Source organism: uncultured Gilvimarinus sp. (genome assembly GCF_963972205.1).
Lineage (GTDB): Bacteria > Pseudomonadota > Gammaproteobacteria > Pseudomonadales > Cellvibrionaceae > Gilvimarinus > Gilvimarinus japonicus.
Map to the genome: position 1 here is coordinate 108,815 of NZ_CAXAUC010000009.1, position 19,719 is coordinate 128,533.

The following is a 19,719-nucleotide window of genomic DNA, read 5'->3' on the forward strand; positions in this document are numbered from 1 at the left end:
CCGGTAGCCGTCGTAGCTGTTACTGCTTGGTGAACAACCAAAGCTTTTCAATTCAATCATCAAATCTTGCGTCGATATCCGTATCGTCATCGATCTGTCCAATCAACCATTCTGATCGCCGCGGGCGCGGATCGATCATCGTGCGTGCATTGGAGCTGCGTTTACAGATTCAGCTCTTGTTGCATTTTTTCGTTGAACTTTTCGTTGATTTTGGCGCTTAGCTTGTCAGAAATCGCGTCGGTCTTATCGGTAAAGTCGACATCGATCACTTTAAGTTTGTTGCTTGCCAAATTTTGCTCTGATTTAACATTGATGGCTTGAGCCGTTTGATTGGCAGCCAAGGTAAGGCCGTCATCAGTTTGCTCGGTGGCGTCGTTTGCTAGTGCGCCGGTGGCAAATAGTAATCCTGCCAGTAAAACACCATAGGTCTTCATAAGATCCCTCCATTGGTTTAGGTGGTGTTACACATCGGTGTGACGTGTAACGGTCATCGTAATCGGCCGCTTGTGGCGGCCTGTTACCATCTGTTACGTATGGTAACACAATTTTGCTGTAAGTCCATAGCACTTGTTTGGATAATTGTAAAATACTGGAAGAGTGTGTCCTAAGTCACCGATTCTGGGGGTTTTATCTTGGCGGTAGGTTGTTTTTTGAGCGGTAACACTTGCGGTAACCTGTTTTCGCGCAGAGTGAGGGGCGGGGCTTTGGTGTATCCTTGCGCTTGTTTCGGCCGCTAGTTGGTCAAATTGTTAAACGCGATACCTTGGGTGGCGCTCAGTCGGCACCGAGAAAAGGCACACGAGAGAAAATTATGAGTGATCAAAAACCCGTCGTCTTAGTAGACGGCTCCTCTTACTTGTATCGCGCGTACCACGCGCTGCCACCGTTAAACAATTCGCGCGGTCAGCCGACGGGGGCGGTCAAGGGCGTGATCAGTATGCTGCGGCGGTTGCTAAAAGATTACCCCGATAGCCCGGTGGCCGTGGTGTTTGATGCCAAGGGTAAAACCTTTCGCGATGAGCTGTTTGCCGAGTACAAGGCCCAGCGCCCGCCCATGCCCGATGATATGCGCCCGCAAATAGAGCCAATTCATAACATTGTTAAGGCAATGGGCTTGCCGCTGTTGGTAGAGGAAGGCGTCGAGGCCGACGACGTCATTGGCACACTGGCGCTGCAAGCCAAAGACGATGGCCGCCCAGTGGTGATTTCCACGGGCGACAAAGATATGGCACAGCTGGTGAATCACAAAGTAACACTGGTGAACACCATGACCGGCAGTGCACTGGACGAAGACGGTGTAAAAGAAAAGTACGGTTTTGGCCCCGAATTGATGATCGATTTTTTAGCCCTGATGGGCGACAAGGTCGATAATATTCCCGGTGTGCCCGGAGTGGGCGAGAAAACCGCCAAGGCCTTGCTGCAAGGCATAGGTGGGCTGGACGCGCTTTATGCCAACCTAGAGGCGATCCGCGAACTGGATTTTCGCGGCGCGAAAAAGATGCCCGAAAAGCTGGCCGAGAACCGCGATCAAGCGTACCTCTCTTACCAGCTAGCCACCATTAAAGTCGATGTGCCGTTGCATGTGGCGGTCAACGATATCGAGCTGGGTGAGCCTGACAAGAGCGCGCTTAAAGCCCTGTTTGAAGAGATGGAATTTAAAACCTGGATTGACGAGCTAGATGCTGATCCAGAGGCGGGCGATAGCGAAACGGCAGCCCCCAAAGAGAAAGTGAGTGTTCACTACGATACGGTGTTGGATGAGGCCAGTTTTGCTCAGTGGCTGGATCGTTTAAAAAGCGCCGACCTGTTTGCCTTTGATACCGAAACCACCAGCTTGCAGGCCATGAGCGCCGAAATAGTGGGTGTGTCGTTTGCGGTAGCGGCGGGGCAGGCGGCTTACGTCCCGCTGGCCCACGATTATTTAGAGGCGCCCCAGCAGTTGGATCGTAACTGGGTATTGGAGCAGTTAAAGCCATTGCTGGAAGATCCGAGCAAAGCCAAAGTTGGCCAAAATCTTAAATACGACCGTAATGTGCTGGCAAATCACGGCATCATCTTAAAGGGTATTGCTTGGGACACGATGCTGGAGTCCTACGTGCACAACTCGGTTGCTGGCCGTCACGATATGGACTCGCTGGCGATGCGTTTTTTAAACGAAAGCACCATCCATTTTGAAGACATTGCCGGCAAAGGCGCCAAGCAGCTAACGTTCAATCAAATCAAGGTAGAAGATGCCGCCCCTTACGCCGCCGAAGACGCCGACATCACCCTGCGTTTGCATGAAACGATTTGGCCGCAGGTAGAGCAGGACGAACCGCTGCGCAAAGTATTGATGGATATCGAGATGCCGCTGGTACCGGTGTTGGCCGATATCGAGCGCAACGGTGCCTTGGTGGATGCCAAGCAGTTGGGCGAGCAGAGCAAAGAGCTAGAGCTGCGTTTGCAGGAGTTAGAGCGCGAAGCGTTTGATATTGCCGGCACTGAGTTTAACTTAAGCTCTCCGAAACAACTGGGGGTGATTTTGTTTGAAACCTTGGGCCTGCCGGTTAAAAAGAAAACCAAAACCGGCGCCCCCTCAACCGCCGAAGAGGTCTTGCAAGAGCTGGCGCTCGATTACCCGCTGCCAAAACTGTTATTAGAATACCGGGGTTTGGCTAAACTTAAGTCGACCTACACCGACAAACTGCCGAAGATGATCAACCCCACCACTGGCAGAATTCATACGTCTTATCATCAGGCGGTAACCGCGACGGGGCGTTTGTCGTCGGCCGACCCCAACTTACAAAACATTCCGATCCGCACCGAACAGGGCCGGCGCATTCGCAAAGCATTTGTCGCCCCTAAGGGCTACAAAATTCTTGCGGCCGACTATTCGCAAATTGAATTGCGGATTATGGCGCACTTATCGGGGGATGAAGGCCTGCTGAGCGCGTTTAGTGAGGGGCTGGATGTGCACAAGGCCACTGCCTCCGAGGTGTTTGGTACCGAGGTCGATAAAGTCACCGATGAGATGCGCCGCCGCGCCAAAGCCATCAACTTTGGCCTGATCTACGGTATGTCGGCATTTGGTTTGGGCAAACAGCTGGGGCTGGGCCGCAATGAGGCGCAGGGTTATATTGACCGCTACTTTGAGCGATACCCGGGCGTCGCCCGCTATATGGATGATACTCGCACGCTGGCCCATGCCACCGGCTATGTCGAGACGATACTGGGACGCCGTTTATACCTGCCCGAGATTAACGCCCGCAACAAAATGCTCCAACAGGGCGCCGAGCGCACGGCAATTAACGCGCCTATGCAGGGTACCGCCGCGGACATCATCAAAAAAGCGATGGTAAGTGTGGCGGACTGGCTGTTTGAGAGTGAGCTGGACGCCAAGCTGGTGATGCAGGTGCACGATGAGCTGGTGCTAGAGGTTAGAGAGTCTGACCTAGAGGCTGTGCGCCAAGGCGTGATTGAACGAATGAGCGCGGCTGCGGACTTAAAAGTGCCGCTATTGGTTGAAGCTGGGGTGGGAAGCAACTGGGATGAAGCGCATTAATCGCTGTTTTTGATTGATTGCGCGCCAAAATCGAAAAAACTGAAAAATATTTACACAGTGCGTGAACTTTTCCACAGAAGGGGACTCTCAGTAACAGCACATTGAACAGTTTACTTTTTCATGAGCTCCTCCTCTATTGGCTATACGCCAACTTGGCAGAATTGTTTTGCTGACATCAGGCCCCGATCATATGGTTGGGGCTTTTTTTATTGCTCGAATTAATAGATTGGCGCGGCGGACAGTAGGGTTCGATTGGGTAATCCCTAGAAAACGATGTTTGTTGAGCTAAGCGGGCAAACTTAAGACTTGCATCACAAATTTTTACAGTTGCCGATGAACTAATCCTAAACCGCCTAGTCTCAGTTACAGGTTGATTGCATAGCATGCAAATCCGTAACTGGCATCACCCCCCAAGGATGTCAGTATTGTGGCCGATAACAGTTTGTTATCGGCCTTTTTTTGTCTATCGGGCGGCTCAGTTTGTTTTAATCGTCCGAGTCTAGAGCATCCTGGTCGTCGCTATCCGGCGTTGTGTCTAAATCTCCGCCGTCAAATTCGCGGCCACCTTCTAATAGCCAGCTCGACAATTTAATTTTTAGCTCATCTAACCCGGTCTTTTTGAGCGATGAAAACATCTGTACGCTGATCAGGTCGTCCACTTCGGCTTCGCGCAGCTGCTTTTTGATGTCCAGTAAGACACTATTGGCAGGGCCTTTTTTGAGCTTGTCGGCTTTGGTTAGCAGCAAGTGCACCGGCATATTGGTCTCTACTGCCCAGTTGATCACCATCGTGTCAAACTCTTGCATCGGGTGGCGAATGTCCATCACTACCACCAGTCCGGTCAGGCAGCGCCGCTCGTGCAGGTACTCCGATAAATTGGCCTGCCACTTTTGCTTCATGGCCAGCGATACCTTGGCGTAGCCATAACCGGGCAGGTCGACCAAGCGGGTGTCCTCGGTCAGCTCAAAGTAGTTAATAAGTTGCGTGCGCCCTGGGGTTTTACTGGTGCGTGCCAGCTTAGAGTTATTGGTCAGGGTGTTAATGGCACTGGATTTACCCGCATTGGAGCGCCCGGCAAAAGCCACTTCACGCCCGGACTCCGGGGGACATTCGCGAATACTGGGGGCGCTTTGGGTGAAGTGAGCGCGGTTAAAAGCGATGATGTCGGGCATGGTGGTTTCTCGTTGTTGCGGCTTATGGGTGGCGGAATCGGCAGTGTACCGGTTTCGGGTTTCGTGGGGAATTGTTCAGAGTTTCGCGAGTTAGTATATAATGCCGGCTGCAACCGGGTTGAGCCAGATAAATTGGCCCTCAGCCTCTGCCTGGCAAGCAAAGTCAAGGCAACATCGCCAACACAAAAATGACGACTTCACAGGTTAGCCAATGAAAAAACATGTTTTATCTTTGCTTCTTGCGATGGGGGCCGCTGCGCTGACCCAATCTGTTAGTGCCGCTGGCGACGCCAGTGCGGGCGCCGACAAATCGGCCGTTTGCGCCGCTTGTCACGGTGCGGACGGCAATAGTCCGGCACCGACTTTCCCGAAAATCGCGGGATTGGGCGAGCGCTACATTCTCAAGCAGCTGCACGATATCCAAGCTTGGGACAAAGCCACCGGCGACGACAAGGCCACCACGGGCCGCGCCGTTCCAGAAATGACCGGACTTTTAAGTGGCCTAAGTGAGCAAGATTTGCAAGACATTGCTGCGCACTACGCCGAGCAAACCATCCAGCTGACCGGCTCGAAGGAGATGACGGTTAAAATCAACTCCGGCGAGGTTGTCGATGCGCTTGAGCTTGGTAAACAGGTGTTTCGTGCCGGCAACCAAGAAACCGGTGTTCCGGCCTGTACGGGTTGTCACTCGCCTACGGGGCTTGGCAATGCACCCGCCGGTTATCCGCGCTTAGGTGGCCAGTATGCGGAGTACATTGAGAAGCAGCTGCGCGCTTTCCGCGCCGGCGAGCGGACCAACGATGGCGACCAGATGATTATGCGTCTGGCGGCAAAACATCTTAGCGACGCCGAGATCAAATCGGTCGCTAACTATATTTCGGGCCTGAATTAAGTCGGACCGAGAGCAAAAAAGGCGACTTAAGGTCGCCTTTTTTGTCGCTGCTGATTCCCGACGGGCCGGAACTTGCGTCGGCTTGGCGGTTCTATAGCATGTAACTGTGATTCAATCGTTAACGATAAACACTTGATGGAGCGAAATTATGCGCGTTTTAGTTGCCTTTTTAGGCCTAATGTTCAGCCTGGTTGCCTGCGCTGAGGATTCAGCGACTGCCGCCGCCCCCGGCTATGAAGAAGGTAAAGAGTACACAGAGTTGGCTGAAGCCGTACGCACCGACGACGCAGATAAAATCGAAGTGCGTGAGATGTTTGCCTATACCTGCGGCCACTGTTTTCGCTTTGATCCGCTGTTTCACGAATGGCGCGAAAAACAGGCTGACGATGTCAATGTTGTGCAGACCCCGGTGGTATGGGCCAAGCAAATGGAGCCTTATGCGCGCGCCTTTTACACCGCTAAAGCACTTGGCGTATTAGAAGACTCGCATATGGATCTGTTTAACGCGCTGCACATCCAAAAAGCCCGAATTCTTAATGTTGAAGATTTTGCCGAGTTTTACTCGCAGTACGGCGTCGATAAAGACAAGTTCACCAAAACCTTTGAGTCTTTTGGTATTGACAGCCAGCTGCGTCAAGGTGACGCCAAAGCGCGCGCTTACGGCATCAGTGGCACGCCAGAGTTGGTAGTGGATGGGCGTTATCGCGTTAGCGCTTCAGGCGCCGGTGGTCACCGCGAGATGCTGCAAGTGGCCGATTACCTGGTCGAAAAAATACGCGCCGAGAAAAAGTAGTCAGCGACTCGCTGAGTTAAAAACGAAACCCCGGTAGTGACACGCTGCCGGGGTTTTTTTATGCTGGTTTGGGCCGCTTCAAGCTGGTGTCGAAATATGTGCCGGCTATAATGAAGCAATCAACCGTAATAGGTGAATAAGAACGATGCGCGAACCGGAGATCACAGGTGAAGGGGCCAATAAATGGCGAGATAAATATCTCGATGTTTTAGAGGCTCAAGAGCAACAGGAAAAAGCATACCAGGGCGATCTTCAGTTGCTAGCGAAAGCGTTGGCGCGAGTCAGTTTGGCCGCTGAGGGGCAACACCCAAAGCTGGACGCAGCGCTGGAGCGATTGCGCCAGAGTCTGCGCGGCGATGATAAGCACAGCATTGGTCAGCACCTGCAGCGGCTAGAGCAGGCATTGTTAGAGTTTGAGCGGTTTCGCGACAAGAGCGCCGCCGAGCAAAGTGCCGCCCTGCAAGGTATGGCGGCGCAATTGCTGTCATTGGCGCCAGAGCGGGCACTAAAAAAACAGCTGCGTACTCTTACCCAGGATGCGACTCGCCAACGCGACAGGCTCGATATTTACCCAGGGCTGTTGCGCCAACTTGAGCAGCTCCAGGGGCAAGTGCTTGCCGAAAAGCCGCCACAGGCGGCGAAAAACAACGGCCTGATGGCGCGACTGTTGGGCTCAGGTAACGCCAGCTCGCCTCAGGACTCCCCTCCCGAGGACTCTCTGGCGACGCCCTCGGCACCTGCGACTGGGTCCGCAGCGGGCAAGGCAGATCGCGCCCTGTTTGAACTTAACCCCAATGCCACCCTGCGCGATAGCGAAACCGTCAGTGAGAATTTGCGCGGTATCATTAATGAGCTGCTGCTAAGCGTCGAGGCGCAAGCGATTGCGCCAGAGCGGGTGAGTGCGCTGCAAAAACGTTTGCGGTTGGGGCTGAGTAACGCCGACCTGTTGCCCGCGCTGGGTGAAGTGAGAGACTTGGTGTTGGCCGCCTATATGGCCGCTACCCGAGCCTTTGCCGGCTATTTGACTGAAGTGAACCAGCAATTGGCCGATATTTATCAGGTTATCGAGGGAGCGGCGCACCACTCTAGCGATTTGCAGCAGGCCAGCGAGCAAATGCAGCAACAGATGCTGAGTGAATTTGCAGAGCTGGAAAACCGGAGCCTGCGTGCGGAAAACCTCGATGAACTTAAGCATCAGGTTCAGAGCCGGCTGGGTAACATTCGCGCGGCGTTGCATGATTATCAAAACTCGGGGGCGCGCGATCACCCAGTCACGGAGCAGCTAAGTCAGCTGGCCGAGCGGATTCGGGATATGGAGCAAGAGGCTTCTCGCAGCCGTGAAGTGCTAGAAGAGCAGCGCACCAAGGCGCTGACGGACCCTTTGACTGGAATGCCCAACCGCGAGGCCTATATCGAGCGTATGGCGCTAGAGCAGCAGCGCTTTCAGCGCTATGGTCATCCGTTGACGCTGGCGGTGTGCGATTTGGACTACTTTAAAAAAATTAACGATACGCTTGGCCACCAAGCGGGCGATCGTGTGTTAAAAGTGTTGAGCGGTGCGATGGCTAAGCGGCTGCGCGAGGTCGATTTTTTTGGTCGCTACGGCGGCGAAGAGTTCGTCATCGTGATGCCGGAAACCTCGGCGCAACAGGCCTTTGTGGTGCTTGACCGAATTCGTGCCGCTATTGCCAAAACCGCGTTTAATTATAAAGAGACGCCCGTCGACCTTACGGTGTCTATCGGTATCGCCGCGTTTAGCGCTGGCGAGAGCGCTGAATCGGTGTTTGAGCGTGCGGACAAAGCACTTTACGATGCTAAAGCCGCAGGCCGAAATAGGTGTATGGTCGCCAATGGAGAAGAATAAGCAATGATGAGCAAACGTACCACAGGGTTCGCAGCGCTGCTGTTATATTGTGCCAGCGCCAATGCACTCGATGTTAGCGTACTCGATGTTCAGGGGCAGGGCGTAGAAAATGCGGTGGTGGCACTGCGCGGCTCGGAACCCCAGCTCGCTCCCGCCGCAACCTACGCGATTATGGACCAAGTGGGCCGTGAGTTTGTTCCCTACGTGGTGCCAGTTCAGGCCGGTACTTGGGTGCGCTTTCCCAACAGTGATGATATTCGCCATCATGTCTATTCTTTTTCGCCGGCAAAGCGTTTTGAGCTCAAGCTCTACCATGGTTCAACCGCAGAGCCGGTCAAGTTTGATACCGCCGGTAAGGTTGTGTTGGGATGCAATATTCACGACTCGATGGTGGGCTACGTGTATGTATTAGACACCCCATACTATGCCTTGAGTGATGCTGGGGGGAATGCGCGTATTCCCGCTCCGGCGGGGGAGTATCAGCTTGAAATTCAGCACCCGCGCAGTGCGGAGCCGACCGTGCAAACGGTAACGCTTAATGGCGATGACGCAAAGGTGAGCGTAACCTTAACGCCGCTGTCACCCGATCCGCGCAACAGTGAACCAAAAACCGAGCTGGAACAGTTGTTTGATCGATAAGCGGCCGACTTTATGATGCGTTATCGCATTAAACTCGTACTGATACTGCTAGGCATGGTCGTTTTGCTGCAGGCCTCCTCCTATATCGCCACGCGCACGGTGATTCGCGATGCGGTTATCGACGATGTTTATCGTGAACTCGATCGCGGTGGCAGCTTATTTTCTCAGTTAATGACTACCCGCGCCCGACAATTAGCGCAATCGGTTAATGTACTGACGGACGATTTTGGCTTTAAGCAGGCGGTGGCAAGCCGCGAGCGCGCCACCATTCGCTCGGCGCTGACTAATCACGCGGCACGGGTGGATGCCGATCTGGCGCTGGTGATCGACTTAGACGGCAAGCTTGCTGCCAGTAGTGGCGAGCTAAGCGCCGAGCGCTACGAGATGTTTGCCGAGTTAAAGGCCTCTCTGGCCGGTGGCGGCACGCGTTATGCGCCTTTGGTGATCGATGGGACGCTTTATCAGGTGGTGTTCTCCCCCATTAATGCTCCCGTGCGGATCGGTACGGCGGGTATCGGTTTTGAGATCGATCAAGCCTTAAGCGATCATTTAAAAAGCCTCACCGATTTAGATGTATCTTTTTTATTGCAAGACGAGGCCAGCGCCCACTATTTAAGCGGTACTTTAGATCAGGCGGCGCGGACTAAATTGCAAGAGTTGCCGGAATTAACTCAAGCGCAAACCCGCAATGTGTGGCGCACCGACGATGTGCTGTACAACCGGGTCCTGATTGCCGATCAGCCGCAGACGGTTATTGCCGTGTTGCAAGTACCGCTAGCCCGAGCCTTAAAACCCTTTGCGGTGCTCGATACGCAGCTGCTGACACTGGCTATCTCGTTTTTAGTGGTGGCGGGGGTTATTGCTTTAATCTTGGCGCGCAACGTTACCGAGCCGGTGAAGCGCCTGGCGGGTATTGCCCGGACGATTGCCCAAGGTAATTATGACTCGCCGATTGCGGCGCAAGGCAAAGACGAGTTTGCGGAGTTAACACGGGCATTTACCAGCATGCAGAGTGCGATTTCTGAGCGCGAGCGAAAAATCGTATTTCAGGCAGAGCACGACAGCTTAACGGGTTTGGCCAACCGCTCGCAGGTGTTTCCGCTGCTCCAGCAGGCGGTTGCCGATGCCGACCAACGTGGCGGCGTCGCATTGGTGGCTGTGGTGGATATCTATAAATTCACGCAGATCAACGATACCTTGGGCGCCGAAACCGGCGATCAAGTATTGCAAGAGTTAGCGAGCCGGCTGCGTTTGTTTACCGGTGCCGATGGCCGAGTCCTGCGCCTTGGCAGCGATGAATTTTTACTGCTGATCACGGACACTTCGGTGGATGAGGGTATTAAAAAAATATGGGAGCTGCGCAACGGCTCTAGCCAACCACTGCGTATTGATGCCAGCGATATTCGCGCCGAGCTCAATGTCGGCTACGCTGTCTATCCGTTAGATGGTACACGCTCAGAGCTGTTGCTGCGCCGTGCCAACCTGGCTTTAAATCATGCGCGCCAAAGTTATGTTGGCGTATCGGGTTATCACTCGGGGTGGGATGAAGATCACCTGCGTCGCCTGCAGTTGCTCAGCGACTTTAGACCAGCGTTAGAGTGCGGTGAGATAGCCTTGTACTTTCAGCCAAAAATTACTCCCGCTGCATCATTCCCGGTCGGGGGGGAGGCGTTGGTTCGCTGGCATCATCCGCAGTTGGGGTTTGTTAACCCAGAAGAGTTTATAAATGTTATTGAAAGTGCCGGACAGATTTCTCTGCTGACCCGCTGGGTGATTGAGCAGACGATTATACTGCTGGCGCGCTTACACTCTGAAAGCCAGCACCTGGTAATTTCTATTAACTTATCGGCTCTTGACTTATTAGAGGACGACTTGTGTGAGTATGTAACCGCTTTGTTACAGAAGTATCGCGTTGGCAGTGCCTGTTTGTGCTTTGAGGTGACCGAGAGCGCCATTATGCGCGAGGCGGATAAGAGCCTTGGCAACCTAGAACGGCTACATCAATTGGGCGCGTTGTTATCGATTGACGATTACGGCACGGGGTATTCGTCATTATCGCAGCTAAAGAAGCTGCCGGTCGATGAACTTAAAATCGATAAATCGTTTGTGTTGGATTTGGATAATAATGCGGACGATAAACAAATTGTTAAATCTACCATTGAGCTAAGTCATAGCTTGGGTTTAAAGGTGACGGCGGAAGGTGTTGAGACAGCGTTAAGTCGAGATTGGCTTTTGGCCAATGGCTGTGACACGTTGCAAGGGTACTATTACAGTAAAGCCTTGCCTGGTGCAGAGTTCGAGCAGTGGCTTAAGCGCTTTTTGTTGCAGCAGGATGGTGAGGTCGAGGATGAGCAAATACACGATAGCTAACTATAGTGCGGCGGTGTTAGCGCTTGCGTTGGCGTTGCCTGCGTTGGCGACAGAGCGCAGCAGAATTATTGCCACGGGAGGCGTTAGCACAATAGAAGGCACCGCCGGCGGCGGTATTGTTCCCATGGCTTTATTGTCTGGCTACGGGGCGCGCGAAGAAAGTGGCGGGGCCGCCTTTGCTAGCATGGCCCAGACACCGGATTATGAGTTATCGGTATTGGGCGCGAGTTGGAGCTGGCGCAATCGCGTCGAGCTATCTGTAGCCGACCAAACGTTGCAGCACGATACCTTATCAGCGGCGCTGGGTGTCTCAGACACCAGTATTCGCCAGAGTGTTGTGGGGCTTAAAGTTAGACTTGCAGGCGATATTCTGTACACCGCTATGCCGCAAGTCAGTGCCAGTGTGCAATACAAAAAAAATCACGACTTTTTTATTCCCGCCGCCGCCGGAGCAATAGCCGATAGTGACACCGATTATAATATAACGGCCACTAAGGTCTTGTTAGGTGGTTTTTTTGGTTACAACTTGCTACTAAATGGTAGCGCGCGTTATACCCGGGCCAACCAAGGTGGTTTAGTGGGTTTTGGCGGCGACCTTAATCGCTCGCGCGAATGGCAGGCTGAGCTTTCGGCCGGGGTGTTTTACAACACTCACTGGCTGGCGGGTGTCGAGTACCGTGAAAAGCCTGACAATTTATCGTTTGCCCGCGAGGATGACTGGCAAACGGCATTTATCGCCTGGTTTCCCAATAAGCATATCTCGGCAGTGGCGGCGTGGGTTGACTTAGGTGAGGTTGCAACACTGCCCGATCAGGATGGCTGGTACGTGTCGTTGCAGGGGAGTTTTTAATGAAGCTACGAAATATTTGCGTGGCGGCGGTTTTGTCGTTCAGTGTGATCGGCTGCACCTTGTCGTCGCAAAACATTTCGCTCTACGACCGGCTTGGTGGCGAGAGCGGGGTGGATGCCATTGTCTATCAATTGTTGGTTAATATCTCACAAGATCCTCGCGTATTTGAACGTTTTAACGGTGTCGACATCGAAAAGTTTCGCGCGGGTTTTGCGCAGTATATTTGCAGTGTGAGCGGCGGTGGCTGTGAGTATCAAGGCGATAATATGCAACAAGTTCACGCCGGGCACGATTACACCGATACCGAGTTTAACGCCATTGTTGGCAACTTAATTCAGGCGATGGAGCACGAAGGTGTACCAACCCGGACACAGAATGCACTTTTGCGTCGCCTGGCCCCAAGCTACAAAGATGTGGTGTATCAGTAAAAACATTACGTTTATTAGAATAACTTAACGCGCGCAGCCGTAGGGGGCATAACGTTGAACTATAGAATAGTCGCGCAAGGTGCATACTAACTATAAACGAGGAGAGCCATGAGAACGCTGCTATTGTCGGCCCTATTGTTGACGGCGGGAACAGTACAGGCTGAGGGCAGCCTAGAGTTAAATGAGCGCGGTTATTTTTCCATGCCCGGCTTGGACGTTACCGTATTTGCCGATATCTACCCGGATGGTCACCAGAGCGGTGTAACTGTGATTCAGCACGGCGTGCGCACCGCCGCCAATGGTGATGTGCGGCTAGAGACGTCGCCGGGGCAGTGGTCGCCGGTGCCCACCGGTGTGGGTGAGGCTTACGTCGATGAAAAAAACCAACGTATCTCACAAACCTTAGCCTACCCGGATGAAAGTAAAAACCGCAAAGGCTTTAACCCGATTGAATACCCCGATTTAAATTTTAGTTATCAGGTGCATGTCGAGCCGCTTGAGGGCGCGAGCTTTAAGGTCACAGTCGATCTCTCACAGCCGTTGCCCGACGCCTGGATTGGCAATGTGGGGTTTAATTTTGAGCTGTTCCCCGGCGATCTGTTTGGTAAGTCCTACGTGATGGACAATAGCGCCGGAATTTTTACCAATCAGCCCAATGGCCCCATGATCAAACATAAGGGCGAGTGGTTAGCTGAACCTTTGGCGACGGGAAAAACCTTGACGGTGGCGCCCGAGGACGATGCTCAGCGAATGGTTATCGAGCAGCTAAAAGGTGGCCGGTTAGAGTTGTGGGATGGCCGCACGAATCACAACAACGGTTGGTTTATTGTGCGCTCGCTGATTCCGGCCGGAGCCAGCCGCAATGCCATTGAGTGGGTAGTAACCCCTAATGTGATTGATGACTGGCAGTACAAGCCTGTGATTCAAGTGTCACAGCTTGGTTATGGCGTGAACCTGCCCAAAACTGCGGTAATTGAGCAAGACAGTAACGATACTAAAGCGAGCAAAGTGCAGCTCTTAAAGCTAGGTTCTAACGGCGCCGAGTTAGTACAAGAGAGTTCTCCTCAGCCCTGGGGGAGCTTTTTACGTTACCACTATTTGCAGTATGATTTTTCTGAGGTGCGCGAACCCGGCATGTATCAAATCGCGTATCGCGGGCAAAAATCGCAACCTTTTAAAATAGGGTTGGATGTTTATTCGCGGCACGCATGGCAGCCCACATTGGAATATTTTTTACCGGTGCAGATGTGCCATATGCGGGTCAATGAAAAGTATCGCGTTTGGCACGATAAGTGTCACCACGACGACGCGTTGATGGCACCGGTAGATTACAACCACATCGATGGTTATATCTCTGGCGCGTCGACACTGACAAAATTTAAACCTGGCCAGCCAGTGGCGGGTTTAAATAAAGGCGGCTGGCACGATGCGGGCGACTACGATTTGCGGGTCGAATCGCAAATTGGCACCACGTGGCTGTTGGCGATGATGGTAGAAGAGTTTGGCCTGGACTACGACGCTACCAGTATTGATCAGCAAAAGCAGTTAGTCGAAATTCATCAGCCCGATGGTAAGAATGATGCCTTGCAGCAGATCGAACACGGCTTGCTAACGGTGCTCGGTGGTTATCAAGCATTAGGGCGATTATATCGAGGCATTATTGTGCCTACCAAACGGCAATATGTAATGTTGGGGGACGCGGCGGCTCAGACTGATAACCTGGTGTATCACCCAAGCCTGGAGCCCGGTGAGATTAAAGAAGGGCGCTCGGGTACGCCGGATGATCGCTGGGTATTTACCGAGCAAAACCCCACGCGGGAGTTACGTGTGGCCGCCGGTTTGGCTGCGGCTTCGCGGGTAATGGCAGACTATAGCCCCGAACTATCACAGCAAGCACTCGGAGCTGCCGAAGGGATTTTTACTCAAGCCTTTGGCAAAAGTGATGATACTGCCGCCCGCGCTTTTGTGTTGGCTGAACTTATTTTAACAACGGGCAAGCAAAGTTACATTGATGCGCTAACGAATATGAAGTCGGCTATTGTGGCGGACATCGATAATACCGCGTGGGCGATAGGCCGGGTAATGACGGTTATTGATAACCAAGAGTTTGTCGCGGCTGTTCATCAAGCGGTAGTGGAGCAGCAAAAGCACGTACGGGCACAGGCTGTCGAAACACCTTATGGGGTTCCTTATAAACCGCATATCTGGGGTGCAGGTTGGGGTATTCAGGACTTTGGGGTAAAGCAGTATTTTGTGCATAAGTCCTGGCCGGATATTGCCAGCAGTGATATTTATGTCAACGCTTTAAACTTTGTGCTGGGGGTACACCCAGGTAGCAATACCAACTCGTTCGCCTCTGGTGTGGGTTCTAAGTCCGCCTTAGTGGCCTACGGGGTAAACCGTGCCGATTGGTCGTATATTCCAGGTGGCGTAATATCCGGCACAGCGCTTATTCGCCCCGATTTGCCAGAGTTAAAAGAGTGGCCATTTTTTTGGCAGCAAACGGAGTATGTGATGGGCGGCGGCGCGACTAACTATATGTTTTTAGCGCTGGCGGTAGAGGCGCTAGAGCGTCGAGCCGGCGCCGAGCCGAGTGCGAATAGCGATTAACGGCATCGCAACAAAAAAGCCGGTGCTCTTGCTGAGTACTGGCTTTTGTTGTTGTGGCGGCGGTAGTGATTGCTCCGGGCTTATTCGTCTCCCGAAAAGTCGACCTCGCTCCAGCCTTTCACGATACTTTTCACAAAAGAGCCAGACTCTGTTAAATCGTCATCGCTCCAAAAACCATCGGCTGCGGCGCGGGGTTTTAGCATAGACGCCCCTTCTTTTTTATCGTTTAACGCCCAGTTGGCATGGCTTAATTGGTTGCGTTTCATAAACGCCACCCACTGCTCGGTGCTGGCGCGATCGACCGCGCCATCGCCGTTGGCGTTAACCGTGCCCCATTCAGTGACCATAAGTGCGATGCCTTTATCCAGAGCATACTGGGCTTTTTTGCGCAGCTCAGCCTTGTGCGTGCCTGCGTAAAAGTGCAATGTGTAGGCGATGTTGCTATAACCGGTAATTGGGTCGTCGGCGGCTTTGTCGACATCCTGCGACCAAGTTTGCGTGCCGACAATAATTAAGTTGTCTGGGTCGATCGCGCGGATCGCGCCAATTAGTTTTTGGGCGTAGGGTTTAATAACCGTGTGCCAGTCGGTATCGGCCAGCGGCTCATTGTAAATTTCGTAAATAATGTTGGGCTGTTCGCCATATTTACGGGCAAAATGTTCGAAAAAGGCAATGGCATTTTGGGGATGATCTTCGGCGTGGTGGGCGTGCCAGTCGAGAATAACGTACATGCCTTGATTGATAGCGGCATCGACTACGGCCTCGGCTTTAGCGATATTCTCGTCGGCATGGCTGAGCATACCGCCATTTAATCCGGCGCCAATGGCGGCACGAATAATGGGCGCGTTCCACTGCTCTTGAATATAGTTGACCACATCGGCATTGTAATATTTGTCGGCGCCCCATCCGGTGTTGCTCCAGAATAAACTGGGCCCTGCTAAGGATACCGGCTGCGATTTTTGATCGACAATACGATTGCCCTTTACCGCGAGTTGGCCGTAGTGCTCGACGGCAGTATCGGCTAGGCTGGGCAAGCTGAGGCTAAGAGTTGCGGCACATAATATAAATGACAGGGATTTAGCGAGCATTGTAATTACCTTATTATGTAAGAATTGGCAATCCCATTTATACTAATGCCAGCGGCTGCTGTCTATAACGTGAGCAGCACATAAAAACAAATCTTTACACGCGGGCGCTGCATGTCGGCGGTATAACATTTAGGAGGTGACAGGTGCGTCTTACCATGGATGTGGTCAACGCTTTTGCTAAAGGCCCTTTTACGGGTAACCCCGCAGCGGTGATTGTGACCGAGACTCCGTTGCCCGACAGCCAAATGCAGGCGATTGCGGCGCAAAACAATCTTGCCGAAACCGTCTATGTGGTGACGGGGGCGTCGCCTTGGTCGATTCGCTGGTTTACCCCTGCGCGCGAGGTGGACTTGTGTGGCCATGCGACCTTGGCTGCCGCCTACGTGTTGCATGAGCGAGGCATATTGCCAGGCGAGCGGGTTGAGTTTAGCAGCCACAGTGGCCCGCTTGCGGTTACTCGTGACGGTGCTGGCTGGCAACTGGACTTCCCGGCGCGGGTGCCCGGGCCAGCGCTGGATGTGGAGTTTGACCATATCGCCTCGGCCCTAGGTTGTGCCTGCGCGGATATCGTGACGTGTTACGACGGCGTACAGTTGATGGTGGTGCTGGCGAATGAGGCGGCTGTGGCGGAAGTAAACCCAGATTTTCGCGCTCTGTCGCGGCTGCACGACTTTGCGGTAATGGTAAGCGCGGCGGGTACGGATGGCTTTGTGGCGCGGTTCTTTGCGCCCAATGCCGGTATTGACGAAGATCCGGTTACCGGCTCGGCCTATACCACCCTTATGCCCTATTGGGCGGAGCGTTTACAGCGTAACAACTGCAAGGCACGGCAGCTTTCTGCTCGCGGAGGCTGGCTTGAGTGTACACTGGCAGATAATCGGGTGCTTATCGCCGGTCTGGTAGAGCCTTACTTGCAGGGTGAAATTCAGTTGCCAGATGGCTGAACAATCCCTGCTGAGTAAGCTCAAAACAAGATAATACTTGTGAAATCGTCTATGGTTATAAGGTGCCGTTGTTGTCAGCGGGCACTTTGACCAATCGGAGAAACCTCTATGTTTTTGTTGTCGCTCGTTATCTTTATTGCATTGCTCGCCGTGGTGTTCTACTACCAGGTGCCGCTACTGATTAGTTCGGTGGTGTTGGTGGCGGGGTCGTTTGCGCTGACGTTTGTGTCGGCGTGGATGTGGTTAGTGCTTTTGCCCACTTTGGCTCTGGCAGTGTTTTTAAACGTACCTGCGCTGCGTCGTCCGGTTTTGATCAAGCCCGTGTATAAGCTGCTGCAAAAAGCCATGCCCCCTATGAGTGTTACCGAGCGCGAGGCGATGGAAGCCGGTACCACATGGTGGGAGAAAGACCTGTTTAGCGGCAAGCCCGACTGGAAAAAGTTTGTCGATATCGAGCTGCCGCAGCTGAGTGAAAAAGAACAAAGCTTTTTAGATAACGAAGTCAATGAACTGTGCACACGAATTGACGAGTGGCAGATTTTTGAAGATCAGGATCTGTCGCCCGAGGCGTGGGATTATTTGAAAAAACAGGGCTTTTTTGGCCTGATCATTCCCGAAGAGTTTGGCGGGCGTGACTTTAGCCCCTACGCCCAGAGTCGGATTATGAGCAAAATTGCCAGCCGCTCGGTGACGGCGGCGGTTACCGCAATGGTGCCTAATTCGTTAGGCCCTGGCGAGCTGTTAATGAAGTACGGCACCGATGAGCAGAAGCAGCGTTGGCTGCCTGGGCTGGCCGATGGCACCGAGATTCCGTGCTTTGGTTTGACCGGCCCCGAGGCCGGCTCTGATGCTGGTTCGATTCCCGATATTGGCGTTGTTTGCAAGGGCGAGTTTGAGGGTCAAGAAGTCATCGGCCTGCGCTTAAATTTCTCTAAACGTTGGATCACTCTGGCGCCAATTGCCACCGTGGTGGGTTTGGCGTTTAAACTAAAAGACCCCGAGCACCTGCTGGGCGATGCCAGTAAATCCGATTACGGTATTACCTGTGCACTGTTGCCCGCCGATCACCCCGGCATTGAGATAGGCCAGCGCCACAACCCTGGCTCGCCGTTTATGAATGGGCCGATTAAGGGTGAAGATGTTTTTATCCCGGTGGATTGGATTATCGGTGGCCCGGCCCAGGCCGGTAAAGGCTGGCGCATGCTGATTGAGTGTTTAGGCGCAGGGCGCGGTGTATCTCTGCCTGCACTGTCGACTGCCAGTGGCGAGATGAGTTACCTGACCGTAGGTGCCTACGCGCGTATTCGTCGGCAATTTAATATGGAGGTGGGCAAGTTTGAAGGCGTCCAAGAAGCCACCGCCGAGGTTGCTGCGAATGGCTACATCCTGGAGGCGATGCGTCAGCTGGTGACGCGGGGGCTGGATTCGGGAGCGCCTTCGGTTATGACGGCGATGGCAAAATACCACGCCACCGAATTGATGCGTACATCGGTGAATCACGCCATGGATGTCGTCAGTGGTCGTGCCATTCAACTAGGGCCGCGTAACTTTACCGCTTTTGCCTATCGCGCGTTGCCGGTGGCTATTACCGTAGAAGGCGCGAATATCCTGACTCGCTCGCTGATGATTTTTGGTCAGGGCGCTATGCGCTGTCACCCCTACCTGTTTGATGAGGTGCAGACCCTTCAGGCAGATGATGAAGACGCTGCGCTAGAGGTGTTTGACGAGCTGTTTATGAAGCATATAGGGCATGTACTGAGTAATGTGACACGCCTTAAGTTGTTTAGTTTTACCGGCTCGCGCTTTAGCCCAACGCCGGTGAATGCCGATGATTTCTCTCGTCGCTGGTACCAGCATATCAACCATATGAGTGCGGCCTTTGCGGTTGCCGCAGACGTAGCATTGGGCGTGCTGGGTGGCGATTTAAAACGCCGTGAGCTGCTCTCGGCGCGGTTGGGGGATGTCCACAGCCAGTTGTTTATCGCCTGTAGTATCTTGAAGTTTCATGGCGCCCATCCGCGCACCGAGGACGAAGATGTACACGCCACTTTTGCCCTGGAGCAAACTTTGTATAAAGCGCAAGAAGCGCTGTTGGCGTTTTACCGTAATTTCCCGTTACGTCCTGCTGCCTGGGCGTGTCTGGCCGCTAGTTTTCCCTTTGGTCGAAAGTACAAGGCGCCGTCCGATGACGCCGTGCGCCGCTTAGGCGGGCTGATTATGGAAAACAGCACGGTTCGTCAGCAGTTGGCCGGTTACGTTTATGTAAGCGATGATCCGACGGATTCGGTTGGTCGGGTAGAGACGACCTATCATATGCTATTGGCATTGGGCGATAGCTGGCACAACTTCTCTCGCGCTCAAGCAAAAGGTGAGCTAACCGGTGATACTTTAGAGGCGCGTTTGCACGACGCTGTGGCGCGAGGCGTTATTAATGAGTCCGACGTGACGCCGTTGATGGAATACGACGCTCGGCGCTACGATTGTTTGTTGACCGATAATTTTGACAAGCTTTAATAATCGTAATTATT

General features: G+C 53.2%; 14 protein-coding genes. 11 read left to right on the plus strand and 3 right to left on the minus strand.

Translation table 11 applies throughout. From position 1 onward, the window contains the following. Positions 1–161: 161 nt before the first annotated feature. Positions 162–434: a hypothetical protein gene (locus AACY82_RS13745; protein WP_339617411.1), complete on the minus strand. Its 273-nt coding sequence runs from the start codon at positions 432–434 to the stop codon at positions 162–164. Between the two features lie 377 nt (positions 435–811). Between AACY82_RS13745 and polA the strand changes: the two genes are divergently transcribed. Next, positions 812–3,541, plus strand: a complete 2,730-nt coding sequence (gene polA, locus AACY82_RS13750) for a DNA polymerase I (RefSeq protein ID WP_339617412.1) — start codon at positions 812–814, stop codon at positions 3,539–3,541. A gap of 485 nt (positions 3,542–4,026) precedes the next feature. Here polA and yihA read toward each other — a convergent pair whose 3' ends face one another. Beyond that, positions 4,027–4,713: a ribosome biogenesis GTP-binding protein YihA/YsxC gene (gene yihA, locus AACY82_RS13755; RefSeq protein ID WP_339617414.1), complete on the minus strand. Its 687-nt coding sequence runs from the start codon at positions 4,711–4,713 to the stop codon at positions 4,027–4,029. Positions 4,714–4,924: 211 nt separating this feature from the next. On the opposite strand from yihA, the gene AACY82_RS13760 reads away from it, so the two are divergent. The 8 genes from AACY82_RS13760 (at position 4,925) to AACY82_RS13795 (ending at position 15,159) form a co-directional block, all read left to right on the plus strand. Beyond that, positions 4,925–5,605, plus strand: a complete 681-nt coding sequence (locus AACY82_RS13760; protein WP_339617415.1) for a c-type cytochrome — start codon at positions 4,925–4,927, stop codon at positions 5,603–5,605. A 148-nt stretch (positions 5,606–5,753) separates the two neighbouring features. Then, entirely contained in the window at positions 5,754–6,398 is a 645-nt protein-coding gene (locus tag AACY82_RS13765) for a thiol:disulfide interchange protein DsbA/DsbL (protein ID WP_339617416.1), read from the plus strand. 145 nt (positions 6,399–6,543) lie between these two features. Then, a complete protein-coding gene (locus AACY82_RS13770) occupies positions 6,544–8,262 on the plus strand; it encodes a GGDEF domain-containing protein (protein ID WP_339617417.1) in 1,719 nt (572 codons plus the stop codon). Positions 8,263–8,265: 3 nt separating this feature from the next. Further along, positions 8,266–8,901 carry a hypothetical protein gene (locus AACY82_RS13775; RefSeq protein ID WP_339617418.1) on the plus strand — a complete coding sequence of 212 codons (636 nt, stop codon included), beginning with the start codon at positions 8,266–8,268 and terminating at the stop codon, positions 8,899–8,901. Between the two features lie 12 nt (positions 8,902–8,913). Continuing rightward, positions 8,914–11,271, plus strand: coding sequence for an EAL domain-containing protein (locus AACY82_RS13780; protein WP_339617419.1), 2,358 nt, complete (start codon positions 8,914–8,916; stop codon positions 11,269–11,271). After that, complete coding sequence (locus AACY82_RS13785) at positions 11,249–12,121, plus strand: DUF3034 family protein (protein ID WP_339617420.1); 873 nt, start codon at positions 11,249–11,251, stop codon at positions 12,119–12,121. Before AACY82_RS13780 ends, AACY82_RS13785 begins: the two co-directional genes overlap by 23 nt. Continuing rightward, positions 12,121–12,549 carry a group 1 truncated hemoglobin gene (locus tag AACY82_RS13790; protein WP_339617421.1) on the plus strand — a complete coding sequence of 143 codons (429 nt, stop codon included), beginning with the start codon at positions 12,121–12,123 and terminating at the stop codon, positions 12,547–12,549. Before AACY82_RS13785 ends, AACY82_RS13790 begins: the two co-directional genes overlap by 1 nt. A gap of 108 nt (positions 12,550–12,657) precedes the next feature. After that, entirely contained in the window at positions 12,658–15,159 is a 2,502-nt protein-coding gene (locus AACY82_RS13795) for a glycoside hydrolase family 9 protein (protein ID WP_339617422.1), read from the plus strand. An 80-nt stretch (positions 15,160–15,239) separates the two neighbouring features. Here AACY82_RS13795 and AACY82_RS13800 read toward each other — a convergent pair whose 3' ends face one another. After that, positions 15,240–16,247 carry a glycoside hydrolase family 5 protein gene (locus AACY82_RS13800; protein ID WP_339617423.1) on the minus strand — a complete coding sequence of 336 codons (1,008 nt, stop codon included), beginning with the start codon at positions 16,245–16,247 and terminating at the stop codon, positions 15,240–15,242. Between the two features lie 143 nt (positions 16,248–16,390). On the opposite strand from AACY82_RS13800, the gene AACY82_RS13805 reads away from it, so the two are divergent. Together AACY82_RS13805 and AACY82_RS13810 are read left to right on the plus strand one after the other, a co-directional pair. Next, complete coding sequence (locus AACY82_RS13805; protein WP_339617425.1) at positions 16,391–17,191, plus strand: PhzF family phenazine biosynthesis protein; 801 nt, start codon at positions 16,391–16,393, stop codon at positions 17,189–17,191. 108 nt (positions 17,192–17,299) lie between these two features. Then, entirely contained in the window at positions 17,300–19,705 is a 2,406-nt protein-coding gene (locus AACY82_RS13810; protein ID WP_339617426.1) for an acyl-CoA dehydrogenase, read from the plus strand. Positions 19,706–19,719: the final 14 nt, after the last annotated feature.